The sequence below is a fragment of the Streptomyces sp. NPDC021019 genome, assembly GCF_044333295.1.
Lineage (GTDB): Bacteria > Actinomycetota > Actinomycetes > Streptomycetales > Streptomycetaceae > Streptomyces.
This window is the reverse complement of the sequence record NZ_JBIRQR010000007.1, coordinates 1-17,611: the sequence shown is the minus strand read 5'-3', so window position 1 is coordinate 17,611 and position 17,611 is coordinate 1. Positions and strand designations below refer to the sequence as shown.

Annotated in this window: 14 protein-coding genes; 7 read left to right on the top strand and 7 right to left on the bottom strand. The window is 72.2% G+C overall.

The genetic code is table 11. The features are described 5' to 3' along the window. Positions 1 to 514: 514 nt before the first annotated feature. The 4 genes from ACH4RG_RS29235 to ACH4RG_RS29220 are packed head-to-tail and all read left to right on the top strand — an operon-like array spanning position 515 to position 5,073. Positions 515 to 3,595, top strand: a complete 3,081-nt coding sequence (locus ACH4RG_RS29235; RefSeq protein WP_398540492.1) for a nitrate- and nitrite sensing domain-containing protein — start codon at positions 515 to 517, stop codon at positions 3,593 to 3,595. Then, on the top strand, positions 3,592 to 4,035 hold the full coding sequence (locus tag ACH4RG_RS29230; RefSeq protein ID WP_397923114.1) for a roadblock/LC7 domain-containing protein: 444 nt from the start codon (positions 3,592 to 3,594) through the stop codon (positions 4,033 to 4,035). Before ACH4RG_RS29235 ends, ACH4RG_RS29230 begins: the two co-directional genes overlap by 4 nt. 11 nt (positions 4,036 to 4,046) lie before the next feature. Next, complete coding sequence (locus ACH4RG_RS29225) at positions 4,047 to 4,484, top strand: DUF742 domain-containing protein (protein WP_003970444.1); 438 nt, start codon at positions 4,047 to 4,049, stop codon at positions 4,482 to 4,484. Next, positions 4,465 to 5,073, top strand: coding sequence for a GTP-binding protein (locus tag ACH4RG_RS29220; protein ID WP_397923116.1), 609 nt, complete (start codon positions 4,465 to 4,467; stop codon positions 5,071 to 5,073). The genes ACH4RG_RS29225 and ACH4RG_RS29220 overlap by 20 nt, the downstream gene beginning before the upstream one ends. A 160-nt stretch (positions 5,074 to 5,233) precedes the next feature. Here the strand turns inward: ACH4RG_RS29220 and ACH4RG_RS29215 are convergent, their stop codons facing one another. The 4 genes from ACH4RG_RS29215 to ACH4RG_RS29200 all read right to left on the bottom strand — a co-directional run bounded on the left by ACH4RG_RS29215 (position 5,234) and on the right by ACH4RG_RS29200 (position 8,374). Further along, the gene (locus ACH4RG_RS29215) at positions 5,234 to 6,436 is read right to left on the bottom strand and encodes a lipid-transfer protein (RefSeq protein ID WP_397923118.1); all 1,203 of its coding nucleotides are present in this window, start codon (positions 6,434 to 6,436) and stop codon (positions 5,234 to 5,236) included. After that, positions 6,433 to 6,900, bottom strand: coding sequence for a Zn-ribbon domain-containing OB-fold protein (locus ACH4RG_RS29210; RefSeq protein WP_397923120.1), 468 nt, complete (start codon positions 6,898 to 6,900; stop codon positions 6,433 to 6,435). The genes ACH4RG_RS29215 and ACH4RG_RS29210 overlap by 4 nt, the downstream gene beginning before the upstream one ends. A 133-nt stretch (positions 6,901 to 7,033) precedes the next feature. Continuing rightward, complete coding sequence (locus ACH4RG_RS29205) at positions 7,034 to 7,435, bottom strand: Mpo1-like protein (protein ID WP_397923122.1); 402 nt, start codon at positions 7,433 to 7,435, stop codon at positions 7,034 to 7,036. Between the two features lie 132 nt (positions 7,436 to 7,567). After that, the gene (locus ACH4RG_RS29200) at positions 7,568 to 8,374 is read right to left on the bottom strand and encodes a M15 family metallopeptidase (protein ID WP_397923124.1); all 807 of its coding nucleotides are present in this window, start codon (positions 8,372 to 8,374) and stop codon (positions 7,568 to 7,570) included. 144 nt (positions 8,375 to 8,518) lie between these two features. Here ACH4RG_RS29200 and ACH4RG_RS29195 point away from each other — a divergent pair, with 144 nt between their 5' ends. Next, positions 8,519 to 9,085 carry an NUDIX domain-containing protein gene (locus tag ACH4RG_RS29195; RefSeq protein WP_397923126.1) on the top strand — a complete coding sequence of 189 codons (567 nt, stop codon included), beginning with the start codon at positions 8,519 to 8,521 and terminating at the stop codon, positions 9,083 to 9,085. 156 nt (positions 9,086 to 9,241) lie between these two features. Here the strand turns inward: ACH4RG_RS29195 and ACH4RG_RS29190 are convergent, their stop codons facing one another. Next, positions 9,242 to 11,605, bottom strand: coding sequence for a glycoside hydrolase family 31 protein (locus ACH4RG_RS29190; RefSeq protein WP_398540491.1), 2,364 nt, complete (start codon positions 11,603 to 11,605; stop codon positions 9,242 to 9,244). Between the two features lie 219 nt (positions 11,606 to 11,824). Here ACH4RG_RS29190 and ACH4RG_RS29185 point away from each other — a divergent pair, with 219 nt between their 5' ends. Both ACH4RG_RS29185 and ACH4RG_RS29180 read left to right on the top strand, forming a co-directional pair. Next, positions 11,825 to 13,804: an acetoacetate--CoA ligase gene (locus ACH4RG_RS29185; protein WP_397923130.1), complete on the top strand. Its 1,980-nt coding sequence runs from the start codon at positions 11,825 to 11,827 to the stop codon at positions 13,802 to 13,804. 75 nt (positions 13,805 to 13,879) lie between these two features. After that, positions 13,880 to 14,809, top strand: a complete 930-nt coding sequence (locus tag ACH4RG_RS29180; RefSeq protein WP_397923132.1) for a hypothetical protein — start codon at positions 13,880 to 13,882, stop codon at positions 14,807 to 14,809. A gap of 74 nt (positions 14,810 to 14,883) precedes the next feature. Here the strand turns inward: ACH4RG_RS29180 and ptsP are convergent, their stop codons facing one another. Continuing rightward, the gene (gene ptsP, locus ACH4RG_RS29175) at positions 14,884 to 16,554 is read right to left on the bottom strand and encodes a phosphoenolpyruvate--protein phosphotransferase (RefSeq protein WP_397923134.1); all 1,671 of its coding nucleotides are present in this window, start codon (positions 16,552 to 16,554) and stop codon (positions 14,884 to 14,886) included. 76 nt (positions 16,555 to 16,630) lie between these two features. Continuing rightward, positions 16,631 to 17,080 carry a PTS glucose transporter subunit IIA gene (locus ACH4RG_RS29170; protein WP_397923136.1) on the bottom strand — a complete coding sequence of 150 codons (450 nt, stop codon included), beginning with the start codon at positions 17,078 to 17,080 and terminating at the stop codon, positions 16,631 to 16,633. Positions 17,081 to 17,611: the final 531 nt, after the last annotated feature.

The window sequence follows — 17,611 nt, the reverse complement described above, 5'->3', positions numbered from 1 at the left end:
GTGCTCAAGGACCTTCAACTCCCCACCACTGTCCGACTTCAGGGTGGCTGCCCGGCTTGCGCCGGTTCTACGCGGGCGGAACACGTCCACCCTGCCGCGCACGACCCCACCGTGCGTCTACCCCGTACATATGGACGAACCACCCGTCCCGAAGATTCCCCAGGAAAACGCCCGCAGAGCACAGAAGGGCACGGAGCGAAGAATTCCAGCCAACTGATACGTGCTGGTACCGGCAGGTCCGGTCGGCATCCTCTGTCGCTTTCGCGAATTTCATCTCCGGGAATACGGGGACAACTCATGATCAAGTCCAGGGTGGGCGGCTGAAAATCATCCGGACGTGTCTTCGAGTTGTCTCTGTGTCGGTAGTAGGCTCGCGCCGTTTATTGACGCAGGACGGACCTCTCCCGCGTCCGCCCGATGCGCGCCGGTGTACGCACGGTGCGCGGCGGGGCAGGGCCGAGGGACGTCCGGGAGAAGACCACCCCCGCGGTGCGGGGCCGATCTGGGGGAGGCCATGCGCTTTCGCGGGAAGTCCATCCGCAGGAAGATCGTGGCGTTGCTGCTGGTGCCGCTCGTCTCCCTCACGGGCCTCTGGGTCTTCGCGACCTACATCACCGGCCGTCAGGCGGACGAGCTGATGAGCGCCGGATCCATCGTGGAGAAGGTCGGCCACCCCCTGGAGGACGCCGTCCGAGCCGTCCAGGACGAGCGACGGCAGACACTGGTCTTCCTCGCCGATCCCCGGGCCTCCGACGCGCTCCCCGTCCTCATGGGCCGACGCGCCGCCACCGACCGCATCGTGGGCGAGGTCAGGGAGAACGCCCAGGAGCAGGACGTCCGGGAAGCTCTGAGCGCCTCCGACGCGAGCCGCCTGGACGCGATCCTCAGCGCCGTCGACGGACTGGACGCCCTGCGCGCATCGGTCGAGAAGCGCACCATCAGCCGGGCCAGGGCGCTGGACTTCTACAACGGCCTCGTCGACCCCTCGTACCGCTTCCTCACCGGGCTCCACACCCTGGAGAACGTGTCGATGGACCAGCAGATGCGGGCCCTGGTCGGGGTCTCCCGGGCCCGGGAGATGCTCTCCCGCGAGGACGCCCTGATCGCCTCGGGCCTCATCGCGGGTCGCTTCACCACCTCCGAACTGCGCCAGGTATCCGCGCTCGTGGCCCAGCGCGAGCTGCTCTACGAGGTCAGCCTGGGCAACCTGCCCGCCGCGGAGCGCCGACGCGTCGAGCAGTTCTGGGGCAGCCCCGACACCGAACCGCTGCGCAACGCCGAGGACGCCCTGATCGCCGCCGGTCCGACGAAGCGCCCCGGCGCCGTCGACGCCGACCACTGGGAGGAATCGGCCGTCACCGTCCTCGACCGGCTGGCGGGCGACGCCACGGAGATGGGCAACCGTTTCCAGGACCGCGCCGAACCGGCCGCCTACCGGGTCCTCCTCCAGGCGGGGATCGCCGGAGTCCTCGGCTTCCTGGCCCTGATCGTCTCGGTCTTCGTCTCCGTACGCATCGGCCGTCAACTCGTCCGCGACCTCTCCCGGCTGCGCAAGGACGCCCACGAGGTCTCCGGCGTCCGGCTGCCCAGCGTCATGCGCAGGCTGGCCGCGGGCGAGCAGGTGGACGTAGAGACCGAGGCCCCGCACCTCAGCTACGAGCCCGACGAGATCGGCCAGGTCGGACAGGCGCTCAACACCCTTCAGCGGGCCGCCGTCGAGGCCGCGGTCAAGCAGGCGGACATGCGGCGCGGTGTCTCCGAGGTCTTCGTCAACCTCGCCCGCCGCAACCAGGTCCTCCTGCACCGCCAGCTCACGCTGCTGGACGCGATGGAGCGCCGCACCGAGAACGGCGACGAGCTGGCCGACCTTTTCCGCCTCGACCACCTCACCACCCGCATGCGGCGCCACGCCGAGGGCCTCGTGATCCTCTCCGGCGCCGCCCCCTCCCGTCAGTGGCGCAAGCCCATCCAGCTGATGGACGTCGTGCGGGCGGCCGTCGCCGAGGTCGAGGACTACGAACGCATCGAGGTCCGGCGCCTCGCCCGGATCGGGGTGGGTGGCCCCGCCGTGGCCGACCTCACCCACCTGATCGCCGAACTCCTGGAGAACGCCACCGTCTTCTCACCCCCGCACACCGCGGTCCAGGTGCACGGTGAACGCGTCTCCAACGGCTTCACGCTCGAGATCCACGACCGGGGCCTCGGCATGGCCCCCGAGATCCTCCTCGACGCCAACCTGCGGCTCGCCGAGACCCCCGACTTCGAGCTCTCCGACACCGACCGGCTGGGCCTGTTCGTCGTCAGCCGGCTCGCCCAGCGGCAGAACGTTCGCGTCTCCCTGCAGAAGTCGCCGTACGGAGGCACCACCGCGGTCGTGTTCATCCCCGCGGCGCTGCTCACCGACGCCCCCGACACCCACGGCACCGGGTTCCGCCTCGACCGCCGGGCCGAGCGGGCGATCGGCAGCGGCCGGAGCTCCGACGCGGCGCAGGACGCGCCCAGCACGGCCCCGGGCGCGGAGCGCCGCGTCAACGGCAGGTCCCCGGCCCTGTCTCCGGTGCCCACCGGGCTCACCGCCCCGGGTGTCCTGGACGGGCCGGTCGAGCTGGAGCCCCCGGTCGGCCCGCTGGACTTCACCGGCGACCCGCTGGACCGCTCGCCGGATCCGGATCCGGAACTGGACCCGGCCCTCGGCCCCGTCCTGGACGGCGTGTCCGACCTGGAGGACACCGAGAGCGAGCGAGGCGGCATCTTCCGCGCCCGGGACCTGCGCCGCGAGGGCGACCGAGAGCCCCGCCGCGACGAGTCCGGGTCCATGCGCCGGGCCACCGACCGGGACCAGCACCAGCAGGCCCGCGACCACGCCGTCGAGCCGACGGCGGAGGTGCGCCCGATGCGCCCCGCAGGACCCGTCCCGCTGCCGCGCCGTACTCCGCCGACGCTGGTCACCGACCGGGGCCGCCGGGTCGACGACCCGGGCGACGACCCGGTCGAGACCCCCGCGAAGGCCACCGGCCCGGTCCGGCACACCGCCGACCGGGAGCCCGAGGCGGCCGACAGGTCCCGGACCACCGACGCGCCCTGGACCGTACGAGCCGCCGTGCACCGCACGACAGAAAGGGACCGTACGACAGAGACGGACCGTACGGCGGAGAGGGACCGTACGGCGGAGAGGGACCGTACGGCGGAGCCGTCCCGTGCCACAGAGGCATCCGACCCCACGGAAGCACCGCGCGCCACAGAGCCGTCCCCGGCCCCCGGGGCACGGCACGACAGGATTTCGTCCCCGGCCGGCCCACCGATGCCCGACACCGTGGGCGGACTGCCCCGGCGGGTCCGGCAGGCCAGCCTCGCCCGCCAGCTCCGTGAGGAGTCCGCGGACCGGACCCCGCAGCGGGCGCCCGTGGACACGTTCGACGACGGCGAGCGCGACGCGGACGAGGTACGCGACCGCATGGCCTCCCTCCAGCGGGGCTGGCAGCGCGGCCGTCGGCAGAACGCCGCCGAATCCGCCGAAAGCACGGCGAACACCGAACCCACCGGCGGCCCCGGTGGCACAGCACCAGGAACCACTCCGGGAGGGGACGGTCGATGACCGCACCGAACGCCGCAGCACACAACCCCGCACGCCAGGGCTCGGGCGAACTGAACTGGCTGCTCGACGAGCTCGTCCAGCGCGTCGCGAGCATCCGCAAGGCGCTGGTGCTCTCCAGCGACGGACTCGCCACCGGGGCGTCGGGCGACCTGACGCGGGAGGACAGCGAGCATCTCGCCGCCGTCGCCTCCGGGTTCCACAGCCTCGCCAAGGGAGTGGGCCACCACTTCGACGCGGGCCGGGTCCGCCAGACCGTCGTCGAACTGGACCAGGCCTTCCTCTTCGTGACGGCCGCCGGCGACGGGAGCTGTCTCGCCGTCCTGGCGGACGCCGACTCCGACGTGGGCCAGGTCGCGTACGAGATGACCCTGATGGTCAAGCGCGTGGGGGCGCATCTGGCCAACGCCCCACGGACGACCGGTCTGCCCGCCGGAGGGTGAGGGTGGCGGGCATGAGCGCCGACTCCCCCCGGGGCACCGGCCCCGGATCCACGGACGGGTCCGTCGACCCCCAGGTCTCGCGGTGGTACGACGCGGAGGCGGGACCGGTGGTCCGCCCGTACGCGATGACCCGCGGGCGCACCAGCAGCGCCTCCCGTCACCGCCTCGACCTGATCGCGCTCGTCGTGCCGGAACCGGCCGCCGACGATCCCGGCCGGGACCAGACGCTCGCCCCCGAACACGTGGCGATCGTCGAACTCTGCAGCGACATGCCCCAGTCGATCGCCGAGCTCGCCGCCGAACTCGACCTTCCCGTAGGGGTGGTACGGGTCCTGGTGGGCGACCTCGTCGAGGACGAACTCGTGCACGTCACCCGTCCCGTTCCGCCGGCCGAGCTGCCGGACGTGAACATTCTTCGCGAGGTTATCAATGGCCTTCGGGCGCTCTAGCCGCCGCAAGCAGCGGCACGTCGAGCCCGTCACCCTGAAGATCCTGGTGGCGGGAGGGTTCGGCGTCGGCAAGACGACCGCGGTCGGCTCGGTCAGCGAGATCAGGCCGCTGCGCACCGAGGAACGCCTCACCGAGGCGGGCCGCCCGGTGGACGATCTGTCGGGGGTCGAGTCCAAGACCACCACCACGGTCGCGATGGACTTCGGCCGGATCACCTTGCGGGAGGATCTGGTCCTCTATCTGTTCGGCACGCCGGGCCAGGACCGCTTCTGGTTCCTGTGGGACGAACTGGCCCAGGGCTCCCTGGGCGCGGTCGTCCTCGCCGACACCCGGCGTCTCGAGGACTGCTTCGCCGCGGTCGACTACTTCGAGCGCAGGCGGATCCCGTTCACGGTCGCGGTCAACACCTTCGAGGGCGCCGAGCGGTTCCCGACGGAGACCGTGCAGGCCGCCCTAGACCTCGACCCCGAGGTCCCGGTGCTCGTCTGCGACGCGCGGGACCGGTCCTCCGTCCGCGACGTCCTGGTCGCGGTCGTGGAGCATGCCCTGGAGCGCGCGGCACGGGCCCGCGAACCCGTCGCCACCTGAGCCGCGAGACGCCCCAGCACGCCCTGACACGCGTACGGCCCGTACCCCCGCCGACAGGGGTACGGGCCGCACGTCGTCCGGCGGACCGGGCCCCGAGTGTTCTGCGGCGGTGACGCCCGGTCAAGTAAAGGGCAGGGAAAACCTGGCGGGGACGGCCGGCTCAGCGGACCGCCACCACCGCCGAGCCGTGCCCGAACAGCCCCTGGTTCGCCGTGATGCCGACCCGTGCGCCCGGTATCTGCCGTTCCCCGGCCCGCCCGCGCAACTGCCGGGTGAGCTCGCAGACCTGCGCGATGGCCTGGGCCGGGACCGCTTCGCCGAACGAGGCCAGACCGCCGCTCGCGTTCACCGGGACCCGGCCGCCCAGCGCGGTCGCCCCCGTCCGCAGCAGTTTCGCTCCCTCGCCGGGCCCGCAGAGCCCGATGTCCTCGTACCACTCCAGCTCCAGGGCCGTGGACAGGTCGTAGACCTCGGCCAGTGAGAGATCCTCCGGCCCGGTCCCCGCCTCCTCGTACGCGGCCCGTGCGATCGAGGCGCGGAAGCTCTCGGGGGAGGGGTCCACGGCCACCGCCGAGTCCGTGCCGATGTCCGGCAGATCCAGGACGGTCCTCGGGAACGTCGGCGTCACGGTGGAGACGGCCCGGATCCGCACCGGATCACGCAATCCGCGACGCCGCGCGAACTCCATGCTGGACAGCACCAGGGCGGCCGCTCCGTCGGACGTGGCACAGACGTCCAGCAGCCGCAGCGGATCGGCGACCATCGCGGAGGCGGCGACCTCCTCGGCCGTCACCGGCACCCGGTAGCGGGCGTACTCGTTCAGCGCTCCCGCCGCCGCGTTCTTCACCTTGACCAGGGCGAAGTCCTCCTGGGTGTCCCCGTACAGCGCCATGCGGCGGCGGGCGTACAGCCCGAAGTACGCCGGATTCGTCGCCCCGAGCACCCGGAAGCGCAGCCAGTCCGGGTCGTCCGGCCGCTCCCCGCCCGCCGGGGCGAAGAACCCCTTGGGCGCCGCGTCGGCCCCCACCACCAGCACCACGTCCGCCAGACCCGCCAGGATCTGCGCCCGCGCCGTGTCGATCGCCTGAGCCCCGGACGCGCAGGCCGCGTACACGGACGTCACCCGCGCCCCCTGCCACCCGAGCGCCCGGGCGAACGTCGCCCCCGCCACGTACCCCGGATAGCCCCCGCGCACCGTCTGCGCGCCGACCACCGACCGGACCTCGGGCCAGCCGATGCCCGCGTCCGCGAGGGCTGCGTGCGCGGCGATCCGTCCGTACGTGGCGAAACCGCGCCCCCACTTGCCCCACGGGTGCATCCCGGCCCCGAGGACGGCCACGTCGCCGGCCCTTCCGCCGGTCATGAGCCGGCCCCTGCCGCCGCGACGGGACGCCAGTGCCAGGTCGTGTGGACGACTCCCGCCGCCGGGTCCTCGTCCAGGACACCCGGTACGACCTCCACCACCGAGCCGACGGGGAGATCGGCCACGCCCACCCCCGGGGCGGCCTGCCCCAGCACCACCATGCGCTCGGCGGCCAGCTCGACGGCGACCAGGGTGTACGGAGTCCACGGCGTCTCGGGGTCGCTGACGTACGGGGGAGGGGGCCGGTAGCGCCCGTCGGTGCAGGACCACACCGTGCCCCGCTTCGACAGCGGAGCCTCCGCCAGTTCGCCGCCGGGGCAGTCAGGGTTGCGGCAGTGGCCGTCCTCCCGGGGGAAGTGCACCGACCGGCAGCCGGAGCACCGGGTGCCCAGCAGCCGGAAGTCCTCCTCCGCGGCGTCCTCGGTGAACCAACCGGCCACCACGGGTATGCGCGTGCGCGACAAAGCCCCTCCCCGGCACTGGATATGACGGAACGTCAGAAGTGTGCCACGGACGCCCTCGTCCGGCGAGGGGTCCGGCCCGCCGGTCCCGGTCGGTCCCGGTCCCGGTCGGGCCCGTTTCCGGTCGCGCCGGGCCTCAGCCGCGCCCGTCCCCGCGCCGCGTCTGCTCACCCCCGCCGGCGCTCCCGCCCCCACCGCGCTCCGCCAGCCACTTCGCCGCGGTCTCCGCCAGCTCCGCGTCCCGGCCCGCGAGCATCGTCCGGATCATCTGCGCGTCACCGCGCAGTGACCACGCCGGATGCCCGAACGTGGCCGGATTGTTCTTCTCGATCAGGAAATGCGCGGGCCACGCCGTGCCGTAACCGATCAGGGGCAGGGCCGCGAGATAGCGTTTCCGGCCCCGCGCGAGCCCGTACGCGGAGATCGCGAGCCCGGTCAGGGTGCCGGCGAGATGGACCCAGCGGGTGGCGGCACGCGAGTGCATCGCGACGTAGTACGGCCAGAAGTCCTCGTACGTATCGAACGTCTGCTGTGACATACGGGCACCGTAACCGCCCGATCGGCAACCGAACACGCCCCTTTCGCGTCCGAGATGAAGAACGGGCGGCCGGAGCCCACGGGGGTGGTCCCGGTCGCCCGTTCCCCACCCCTCGGGGCGGTCGGATTTCGGTCAGCGCCCGGCGACCGACCGGCGGTGCACCGGGAAGTCGAAATAGGTGTCCGGGAACGGCTCCGGCCTGAACGTGAAGTGCCACCACTCCTCCGGCAGGTTCACGAACCCCACGTCGCTCAACGTCCGCTTCAGAAGCTGCCGGTTGGCGCGCTGGGGCCCCTGGATCCGGGGATCGTCCGTGTGCGACAGGGTGTCGAAGCAGTCATAACCCGTGCCCATGTCCACCGAGTTGTCGGGGAACCGCACGTCCTTCGGCGCGAAGCAGGGAGTCAGCCGCTCGCCCGGACGGTACGGCCTGGTCGGCAGTGCGGGGAGCCGGACCAGGGTCAGGTCCACCGTGCTGCCCCGGCTGTGCCCGGACTTCTCCGCGATGTAGCCGTCCTCGAACAGCCGGTCCTTGTCGACCCGGGGATAGAACTCCCCCTTCATGGTCCGGTCGTCGAGGTTCTTCGCCCACCGCACGAAGTGGTCCACCGCCCGCTGCGGCCGGTAGCAGTCGTACACCTTCAGCGAGTACCCCTGGCGCAACAGGCGCTGCTGCGCCAGGTGCAGGGCACGGGCGGCGGGCCGAGTCAGGATGCAGACGGGCTGCCGGTATCCGTCCACCCGCTCGCCGAGGAAGGTGTGCGCCGTGGTGTAACGCATCTCCTGAATGATCGTCGGGTCCACCGAGCGCAGCGCCACGAACTCCTCGGGAGCCTTCGGTTCGGGGCGCGCCTGTGCCGCGGGGGAGGGGGCGGTGACGGCGAGGAGGGCGGCGGCCGTGGCCGCCAGAGCACGCAGAGCGGTACGCAATCCTGTCATGGGCACACCGTCTATCAGCTTCGTGGCCTCCAGGAAAGGACACGGCGTCGCTTCCCCCGGAAACCAGGGGCGGCCGGAGAGCCGAAAACGCCGAAAAGCCGGAAGGGGCGGAAAGCCGGAAGGTCGGTTCGATACAGTCCGCCCGTGTCCGAACCCGGCAGCAGCCCATCCCCGACCGCCGCCCCGCGGCCGACCCGTCACGTACGGGACTCCCACTGCGGCACCTGCGGAGCCCCGTACACCGCGCTGCCGTACGCCGACGCCTGGCCCCGCACCTGCGCACACTGCGGAACCACCGCCTACCGCAACCCGCTCCCCGTCGCGGTGGCCCTGCTCCCCGTCACCGGCCCGGGCCCCACCGGACTGGTCGTCATCACCCGCACCATCGAGCCGCAGAAGGGAGGTACGGCCCTGCCCGGCGGGTTCGTCGACCATGCCGAGGACTGGCGTGCTGCGGTCGTCCGGGAGCTGCGCGAGGAGACCGGCATCGAGGCCGCCGCAGAGGACGTCCGTCTCGCCGACACGCTCAGCGACACCGCCGGACACCTCCTGGTCTTCGGCCTTCTCCCGGCACGCCCCGTCGCGAGCCTTCCGCCCTCGGTCCCCACCGACGAGACATCCGGCTACGACGTCCTGTACGGCCCGCGCCCCCTGGCCTTCCCCCTGCACACGGAAGCGGCCGACGCCTGGTTCGCCGGCCGCTACAGCTGAGGCCGCCACAGCTGAAGCCGCTACAGCTGAAGCCGCTACGACTGAGGCCGCCGCAGCCGGGGCCACCGAGCCCCGCGCACCGGACACGCACGCGCCGGGCCCCGCCCCGTGATCCGACCTGATCCGAACGAAAACCCCCGGGCGGCGGGACGGCCCTCAGGCCCGCCCCCGTGCCCCCCGCACCCGCACCGGACCGTCGACCCCGCCCTCCGTGCCGTCCCGCTCCACCACCACGCGGTCGCCCTCCCACCGCGACACATACCGCTCGACCTCCGCCTCCTCCCACCCGTCCCCCGGGTCCCGCACCACCAGCCCGCCACCGGCGGCCCCCGGCGCGGGCGCCCACACCTCCAGCTCCGGACCGCCGTCCGCACCCCGCACCGGAACCACCGCACCCGCCCTCGCCAGCACCGGCACCCGCGACAGCGGAGCATCGACCAGGACCTGGCCCGGGCCCTCGTACGCCCGCCCGGTCGCCGTGTCGTACCACCGCCCCCGGGGCAGCCGCACCGCCCGCCGCCGCGCCCCGGCCTCCAGCACCGGAGCCACCAGCAGCGCGTCGCCCAGCAGGAACGCGTCCTCGCACTCCCGCAGCGCCCGGTCGCCCGGCGCGCCCCACCACATCGGCCGCACATAGGGCGCACCGGTCAGCCGCGCCACATGCGACAGCGTCACGAAGTACGGGCGCAGCCGCTCCCGCTCCACCAGCGCCGCCCGCGCGTGCTCCAGCACCTCAGGACCGAACTCCCACGGCTCCCGCCGTCCCGCGTCGATCGCCGCATGGGTCCGGAACAACGGCAGATACGCCCCCAGCTGGAACCACCGCAGATACAGCTCCTTCGACGGGAACCCGTCGAACCCGCCCACATCCGGACCCGAGTACGGCACCCCGCACAGCCCGAGCCCCACCACCAGCGACAACGACGCCCGCAGCCCCGGCCACCCCGTCGACACCTCACCGGACCAGGTGCCCCCGTACCTCTGCATCCCCGCCCAGCCCGACCGCGAGAACAGGAACGGCCGCTCCTCAGGACGGAACCGGAGCAGCCCCTCATGACCCGCCCGCGCCATCGCCAGGGCGTACACGTTGTGCGCCTCCCGATGATCACCACCGGCGCCCTCCAGCACATGCCGGGCCGAACGCGGCAGCGACGGATCCCCGAACGCCGCGAATGACACCGGTTCGTTCATGTGGTGCCAGGCCCCCGAGAAGCCCTGCGCAAGACGTTCCTCGTACAGAGATCCCCACCAATCCCGCACAAGCGGATCAGTGAAGTCCGGATAGACCGAGGCCCCCGCCCACACCTCCCCGACCACCACCCGCCCCCGCGCGTCCCGGACGTACGCCCCCCGCTCCCCGACCGCCGACCCCGCGTCGAACACCGCCTCGCCCGCCTCCGCCTTCACCGCCGGATCCACGATCGAGACCAGCCGCACCCCGTCCTCGCGCAGTTTCTCCGCCAGCGCGGGCAGATCGGGGAACCGCTCACGGTCCACCGTGAACACCCGGTGCGCGTCGTAATGGTCGATGTCCAGATGCAGCACCGACAGCGGCAGCCCCCGCTCCCGGTACCCGTCGACCACCCGCCGCACCTCCACCTCGCTGCCGAACCCCCACCGGGCATGCTGGGGCCCCAGCGCCCAGGACGGCGGCAGCGCCGGCGCACCCGTCAGCGCCGTCCAGCCCTGGAGCACCCGGGCCGGCGTCCCCGCCACCACCCAACAGCGCAGCGGCCCGCCCTCCATCCGCACCTCGCAGGCGCCCGGCCGGTCGTGCCCCGAACCGGCGCCCTCCTCGCCCTCCCGCAGCACCACCCGGCCCGCCCAGCTGTTGTCGTGGAACACCAGATGCGTCCCCGCGTCCGACACCACCACCTGCACCGGCATCGTCAGATACAGGGGATCGTCCCCCGGACCGAAACGCCCGCCCGGATCGGTGTTCCACAGCCCGTACACCCCGTCCCGCAGCCGGGGCCCGCCCGCCCGGCCTCCGAGCCCGAAGAAACGCGCGTCCGCCGGCACCTCCGAACGCTGCACCCACCGCACCGGCCCCCCGCCCACCGGCTCCCACCAGCGCGGCGGCAGTTCCCGTCGCAACAGCAGCCCGCCCGGCGTCCGCAGTTCCACCGCCCCGGTCCGCGACACCACCACCGTCAGCCGCTCCGACACCACCTGCCAGCCGCCGTCCTTGTCCGGCTCCAGCACCGCCCGCGGATCCGGCGCGGGCGCCTCCCCCGCCACCGCGTACGACGGCAGCGGCTCCGCCCCGTCCCACGCCCAGAACACCGCACCGCCCACCGACACACGGATGCGCAGCTCCGAACGGACGAACCGCACCACACCCCCGCCCGGGCCCGGCTCCGCACCCGTCAGCGCACCGGGCACCCGGGCCCGCTCCACCCCGCGCGCCGGCAGCACCGCCGCGTCCGCGGACCGCCGCCGCCACGCCGAACGCACCGTGCGCAGCCCCCGCACCGAACCGACCAACCTCACCCGACGCACCAGGTCACGACCGTCCATGGCGCACACCCTGCCACCCGCCCGACCCGCAGAACCTCCCGTTCAACTCCCGTTCACCATCCCGCGCCCCGCGAACAGGAGCCCCCGTCACACCGGGCCACCCTGGTGCCGAAGACGATCACATGGCATCGTCCGTGTCAGCCGCTCACGCGCACATCCCGGCCCGTGCGGCACCGACACGCCCACCCCGCGTACCCGTACAGCCAGGGAGCAGCCCTCATGACCGCAGCCACGCCCGACGCCCCCCTCTGGCAGCCCGGCCCCGACCGCATCGAGGCCGCGGCCGTCACCCGCTTCCAGAACTGGGCCGCGACCCGGTACGGCGCCCCGGCCGAGGGCGGATACGCGGCCCTGCACCGCTGGTCCGTCGACGAACTCGACACCTTCTGGCAGGCCGTCGCCGCATGGTTCGACATCCGCTTCTCCACGCCGTACGAGAGCGTCCTCGGCGACCGCGCGATGCCCGGAGCCACCTGGTTCCCCGGCGCCACCATCAACTACGCCGAACACGCCCTGCGCACCGCCGAGGACCCGGCCCGCGCCGACACCCCCGCCCTGCTGTACGTCGACGAGACCCACACCCAGACCCCCGTCAGCTGGGCCGAGCTCCGTCGCCAGGTCGGCGCGCTCGCCGCCGAACTCCGCGCCCTCGGCGTCACCCCCGGCGACCGTGTCAGCGGCTACCTCCCCAACATCCCGCAGGCCGTCGTCGCCTTCCTCGCCACCGCCGCGGTCGGCGGCATCTGGACCTCCTGCGCCCCCGACTTCGGCGCCCGCAGCGTCCTCGACCGGTTCCAGCAGATCGAACCCGTCGTCCTGTTCACCGTCGACGGCTACCGCTACGGCGGCAAGGAACACGACCGCACCGAGACCGTCGCCGAACTCCGCCGCGAACTGCCCACCCTGCGCGCCGTGGTCCACATCCCGCTCCTGGGCACCGACGCACCCGAAGGCGCACTCGCCTGGGCCGCCCTCACCTCCGCCGACACCGAGCCGGTCTTCGAGCAGGTCCCCTTCGAGCACCCGCTCTGGGTCCTCTACTCCTCCGGCACCACCGGCCTGCCCAAGGCCATCGTCCAGTCCCAGGGCGGCATCCTGCTCGAACACTTCAAGCAGATCGGCCTGCACTGCGACCTCGGACCCGAGGACCGCTTCTTCTGGTACACCTCCACCGGCTGGATGATGTGGAACTTCCTCGTCTCCGGCCTCCTCACCGGCACCACCGTCGTTCTGTACGACGGCAGCCCCGGCTATCCGGACGTCAGCGCCCAGTGGCGGATCGCCGAACAGACCGGCGCGACGCTCTACGGCACCTCCGCCGCGTACGTCATGGCCTGCCGCAAGGCCGGCATCCACCCCGGCCGCGACTTCGACCTCTCCCGCGTCCAGTGTGTCGCCACCACCGGATCCCCCCTCCCCCCCGACGGCTTCCGCTGGCTCCACGACGAGGTGGCCGAAGACCTCTGGATCGCCTCCGTCAGCGGCGGCACCGACGTCTGCAGCTGCTTCGCCGGAGCCGTCCCCACCCTCCCCGTCCACATCGGTGAACTCCAGGCCCCCTGCCTGGGCACCGACCTCCAGTCCTGGGACCCGGCCGGAGAACCCCTCATCGGCGAGGTCGGCGAACTCGTCGTCACCAACCCCCTCCCGTCCATGCCGATCCGCTTCTGGAACGACCCCGACGGCAGCCGCTACCACGACAGCTACTTCGACATGTACCCCGGCGTCTGGCGGCACGGGGACTGGATCACGCTCACCGACCGCGGCTCGGTGATCATCCACGGCCGCTCCGACTCCACCCTGAACCGCCAGGGCGTCCGCATGGGCTCCGCCGACATCTACGAGGCCGTCGAACGGCTCCCCGAGATCCGCGAATCCCTCGTCATCGGCCTCGAAGAACCCGACGGCGGCTACTGGATGCCGCTCTTCGTCCACCTCGCCGACGGCGCGACCCTCGACGACGAGCTGCGCGACGCGATCAAGCGGACCATCCGCGAGAACCTCTCCCCGCGCCACGTACCGGACGAGGTCATCGAGGTCCCCGCCATCCCGCACACCCTCACCGGCAAGCGCATCGAGGTCCCGGTCAAGCGCCTCCTCCAGGGAACCGAGCTGGCCAAGGCGGTCAACCCGGGCTCCGTCGACAACCTCGGCCTCCTCCCCTTCTACGCCGAACTGGCCGCGAAGCGAAACCGTTAGGCCGCTGGGCAGCCCGCTTGTCAGTCCCCCTGATTACGCTGAGTGAGCAAGGATCCACCGCGCACAGGGGGACACATGGCGCAGACCGACCACACCGAGAACAGCACCACCCACCACACCAAGCACGGCACCGGCACCACCATGCGACGCACGTTGCGCCGCGAAGCACCCAGCACGATCGGCCTCCTCGCCGACGCACAGGACTTCGCGGCCATGCGGCGCTACCGCACCTTCGCCTTCGACGACCACACCGTCTACCTCCAGCAGGTCGAAGGCCTGCTCAAAGCGCTCGCGGCCCAAGGCGTGCACACCACCGTCGCCCTCTTCGACCCGGAGGACTACGCGGAGTTCTGCGCCGAATCGGGCCTCGACGCCGACACCGGGGCCAGTCGCAGCCGCTTCACCGCGGAGATCGCCGCCGCCGGAGCCACGGTCGCCTACACCGGCCAACGCCTGAGCGACCTCATCCCCGTCCTCGTCTCCCGAGCGGTCCGCCAGGCCACCTGGGAGTACGCCACCCTCCTCCTCGCCGACCTCGGCACCTGCGCCGACTGCGGCCAGGACATCGGACGCGCGGCCTTCGACCGCGCCTCGCACCTCCTCACGCGCCTGCTGGAAGCGGCGGGACCGGGCACCCACCATCTGGTGTGCAGCACCCCGACGGAGAACGACCAGCTCCTGGCCGTGCTCCACACCCACCGCGACACCGCGGGCCCGGCCCGCCTCGACAGCTCGGAGGGGGCGGAGTTCGCCACCGTCCTCGCGGTGGCCATCGCCCTGGAATCGCGCGGGGGAGTCGTCCTGCGGACCAGCGCCCCCGGCCACCCGGACCGGGTCCACGGCTGGCGCCTGGCCTACGGAGCCCTCGCCCCGCTCACCGCGGGAGAGGTCTTCAACGCCTACTGCACCGACGCGGACACCGGAGATCCCGTCTCCCCGGAATCCGGCGTGGAGTACTGCGCGGGATTCGACATCGGAGCAGACCCGGCGGAGCCCCACCACTGACACGCCACAGCCAACACAGCAGGAGGGGCTTCCCGCCACCCGGCGGAAAGCCCCTCCTCTACCCGCGGGTCCGGCTACTCGCCGGACAGCACAGCCTGAGCGGCGCTGCGCGCCTCGTCGGCCGAGTCCGCCGCACGAGCGGCGTTCGCCGCCCGCTCGCACTGCGCCAGCGTGTACTTGGCCAGCGTGGCCCGCACATAAGGAATGGACGCGGCGCCCATCGACAGGGAGGTGACGCCCAGGCCCGTCAGCACACACGCCAGCAGTGGATCCGCCGCCGCCTCACCGCACACCCCACAGCTCTTGCCCTCGGCACGAGCCGCGTCGGCGGACAGCGCCACGAGATCCAGCAGCGCCGGCTGCCACGGGTCCTGGAGCCGCGACACCGCGCCCACCTGACGGTCGGCCGCGAAGGTGTACTGCGCCAGGTCGTTGGTGCCCAGCGACAGGAACTCCACCTCCTGAAGGATCGACCGCGCCCGCAGAGCGGCGGACGGAATCTCCACCATCGCGCCGAACTTCGCCCGCAGCCCGGCCTCGCGACACGCGTCCGCGAACGCCTTGGCGTCGATGCGGTCGGCCACCATGGGGGCCATGACCTCCAGGTACACCGGCAGCCCCTCGGCGGCCTTCGCCAGCGCGGTCAGCTGGGTCCGCAGCACCTCGGGGTGGTCCAGCAGGCTTCGCAGCCCACGGACGCCGAGCGCCGGGTTCGGCTCGTCGGCCGGCGTGAGGAAGTCCAGCGGCTTGTCGGCGCCGGCGTCCAGCACACGCACGACGACCCGCCCCTCGGGGAACGCCTCCAGCACCGCGCGGTAGGCCGCGATCTGCTTCTCCTCGGAAGGAGCCTGCTTGCTGTCGTCCAGGAACAGGAACTCGGTCCGGAACAGCCCGACACCCTCAGCCCCCGCCTCGACCGCCGCGGGCACGTCGCCCGGACCGCCGACATTGGCGAGCAGCGGCACCTTGTGCCCGTCCGACGTGGCACCCGGACCGGTCGACGCGGACAGCGCCGCCTTACGCGCGGCGGCGGCACTCTCCAACTCGGCGCGCTTCTCGTCGCTCGGGTCGACGAAGATCTCGCCCGTGCTGCCGTCCACCGCGACGACCGTGCCCTCGGCCAGCTCGCCGGCGCCGGGCAGCGCCACCACGGCGGGAACGCCGAGCGCCCGCGCCAGGATCGCGCTGTGACTGGTCGGCCCGCCCTCCTCGGTGACGAAGCCGAGCACCAGCGTCGGGTCGAGGAGCGCGGTGTCGGCGGGCGCGAGGTCGCGCGCGATCAGCACGTACGGCTCGTCGCTGTCCGGCACGCCGGGCATCGGCACACCGAGCAGCCGCGCCACGATCCGGTTCCGCACGTCGTCGAGGTCCGCGACCCGGCCCGCCAGGTACTCCCCGGCATTGGCGAGCAACGCCCGGTACGCGGCGAACGCGTCGTACACCGCACGCTCGGCGGTGCTGCCCACGGCGATCCGCCGATCGACGTCGGACATCAGCTCGGGGTCCTGCGCCATCATGGCCTGCGCCTCGAGCACGTGCTGTGCCTCGCCGCCGGCCAGGTTGCCGCGCGCGACCAGATCGGCGGCAACCGCTTCCACCGCCTGCCTGGCGCGCCCCTGTTCGCGACCGGCCTCCTCGGCGGGGATCGATTTGGCGGGCGGTTCCAGCACCGCCGTACCCATGTGCCGAACCTCGCCGATGGCCACACCGTGGCTCACGCCGACGCCTCGCAGCGTTGTCTCCATTTCACCCGTCTCCGGTTGTGCGGCGACCGAGTCACCGCGGTGGTTGTGCAACTGGCTTGTCACTGCGCCCGAGGCGTCACTGCCAGCCGAACAGCGGGTCGCCGACCTTCACGTCCCCGTCCTCACGGACATCGGAGAGCGACTCCGCGGTGGCCTCGAGGGCCACGATCGGACAGATGGGTGACTTGCCGGCGGCCTCGACGGCGACCGGGTCCCAGCGCACGATGCTCTGGCCCCGGGTCACCGTGTCCCCCTTGTTCACGAGGAGCTCGAAGCCCTCGCCGTTGAGCTGGACGGTGTCGATGCCGAGGTGCGTCAGGACTCCGTGCCCCTCCGCGTCGACGACGACGAACGCGTGGGGGTGCAGGGAGACGACGATGCCGTCGACCGGGGACACAGCCTCGGAGGGCTCACGTACGGGGTCGATGGCGGTGCCGGGACCGACCATCGCGCCCGAGAAGACCGGGTCGGGAACCGCGGCGAGTCCGATGGCGCGTCCAGCAAGAGGGGACGTCACGTTGGTCATGGGGAGCCTCCCAGGGGGTGGAGATTCAGGTGTCGCCGCCGCGACTGATGGGGGACGGCGTACTGCTCAGCAGAGTAAGTCATATGAAGTCCCGGTTCCGCCCGAGACCTACCGCTTGGCGGACCTAGAGGTGCACCAGAAACGATTTGCCTCGATCCCAGGCGGCCTGTACTGTCGTACTCCTGCCTGACCCCAACGCGACTTTGAGTCGGGGGTCGGCGGCGACCTTCAAGCCCAGATCCTAACCTTGAACCTTCCTTCGGCATGCCCGCAGGACGTGGTCAGAGGGACAGGAAAGGCCTGATAGAGTCGGACTCGCCGAAAGGGAAAACGCGAAAGCGAATTACCGGGAAGCGAAAAGTAAGACCCGCTTCGACCGGGAATCGGACACGAAAGAGTCTGATAGAGTCGGAAACGCAAGACAGCAGGACAAAGCAGTAAACGAAGGGAAGCGCCCGGAGGGCCCCGGTGAAACGGGACCGAAGGAAGCGTCCGTTCCTTGAGAACTCAACAGCGTGCCAAAAGTCAACG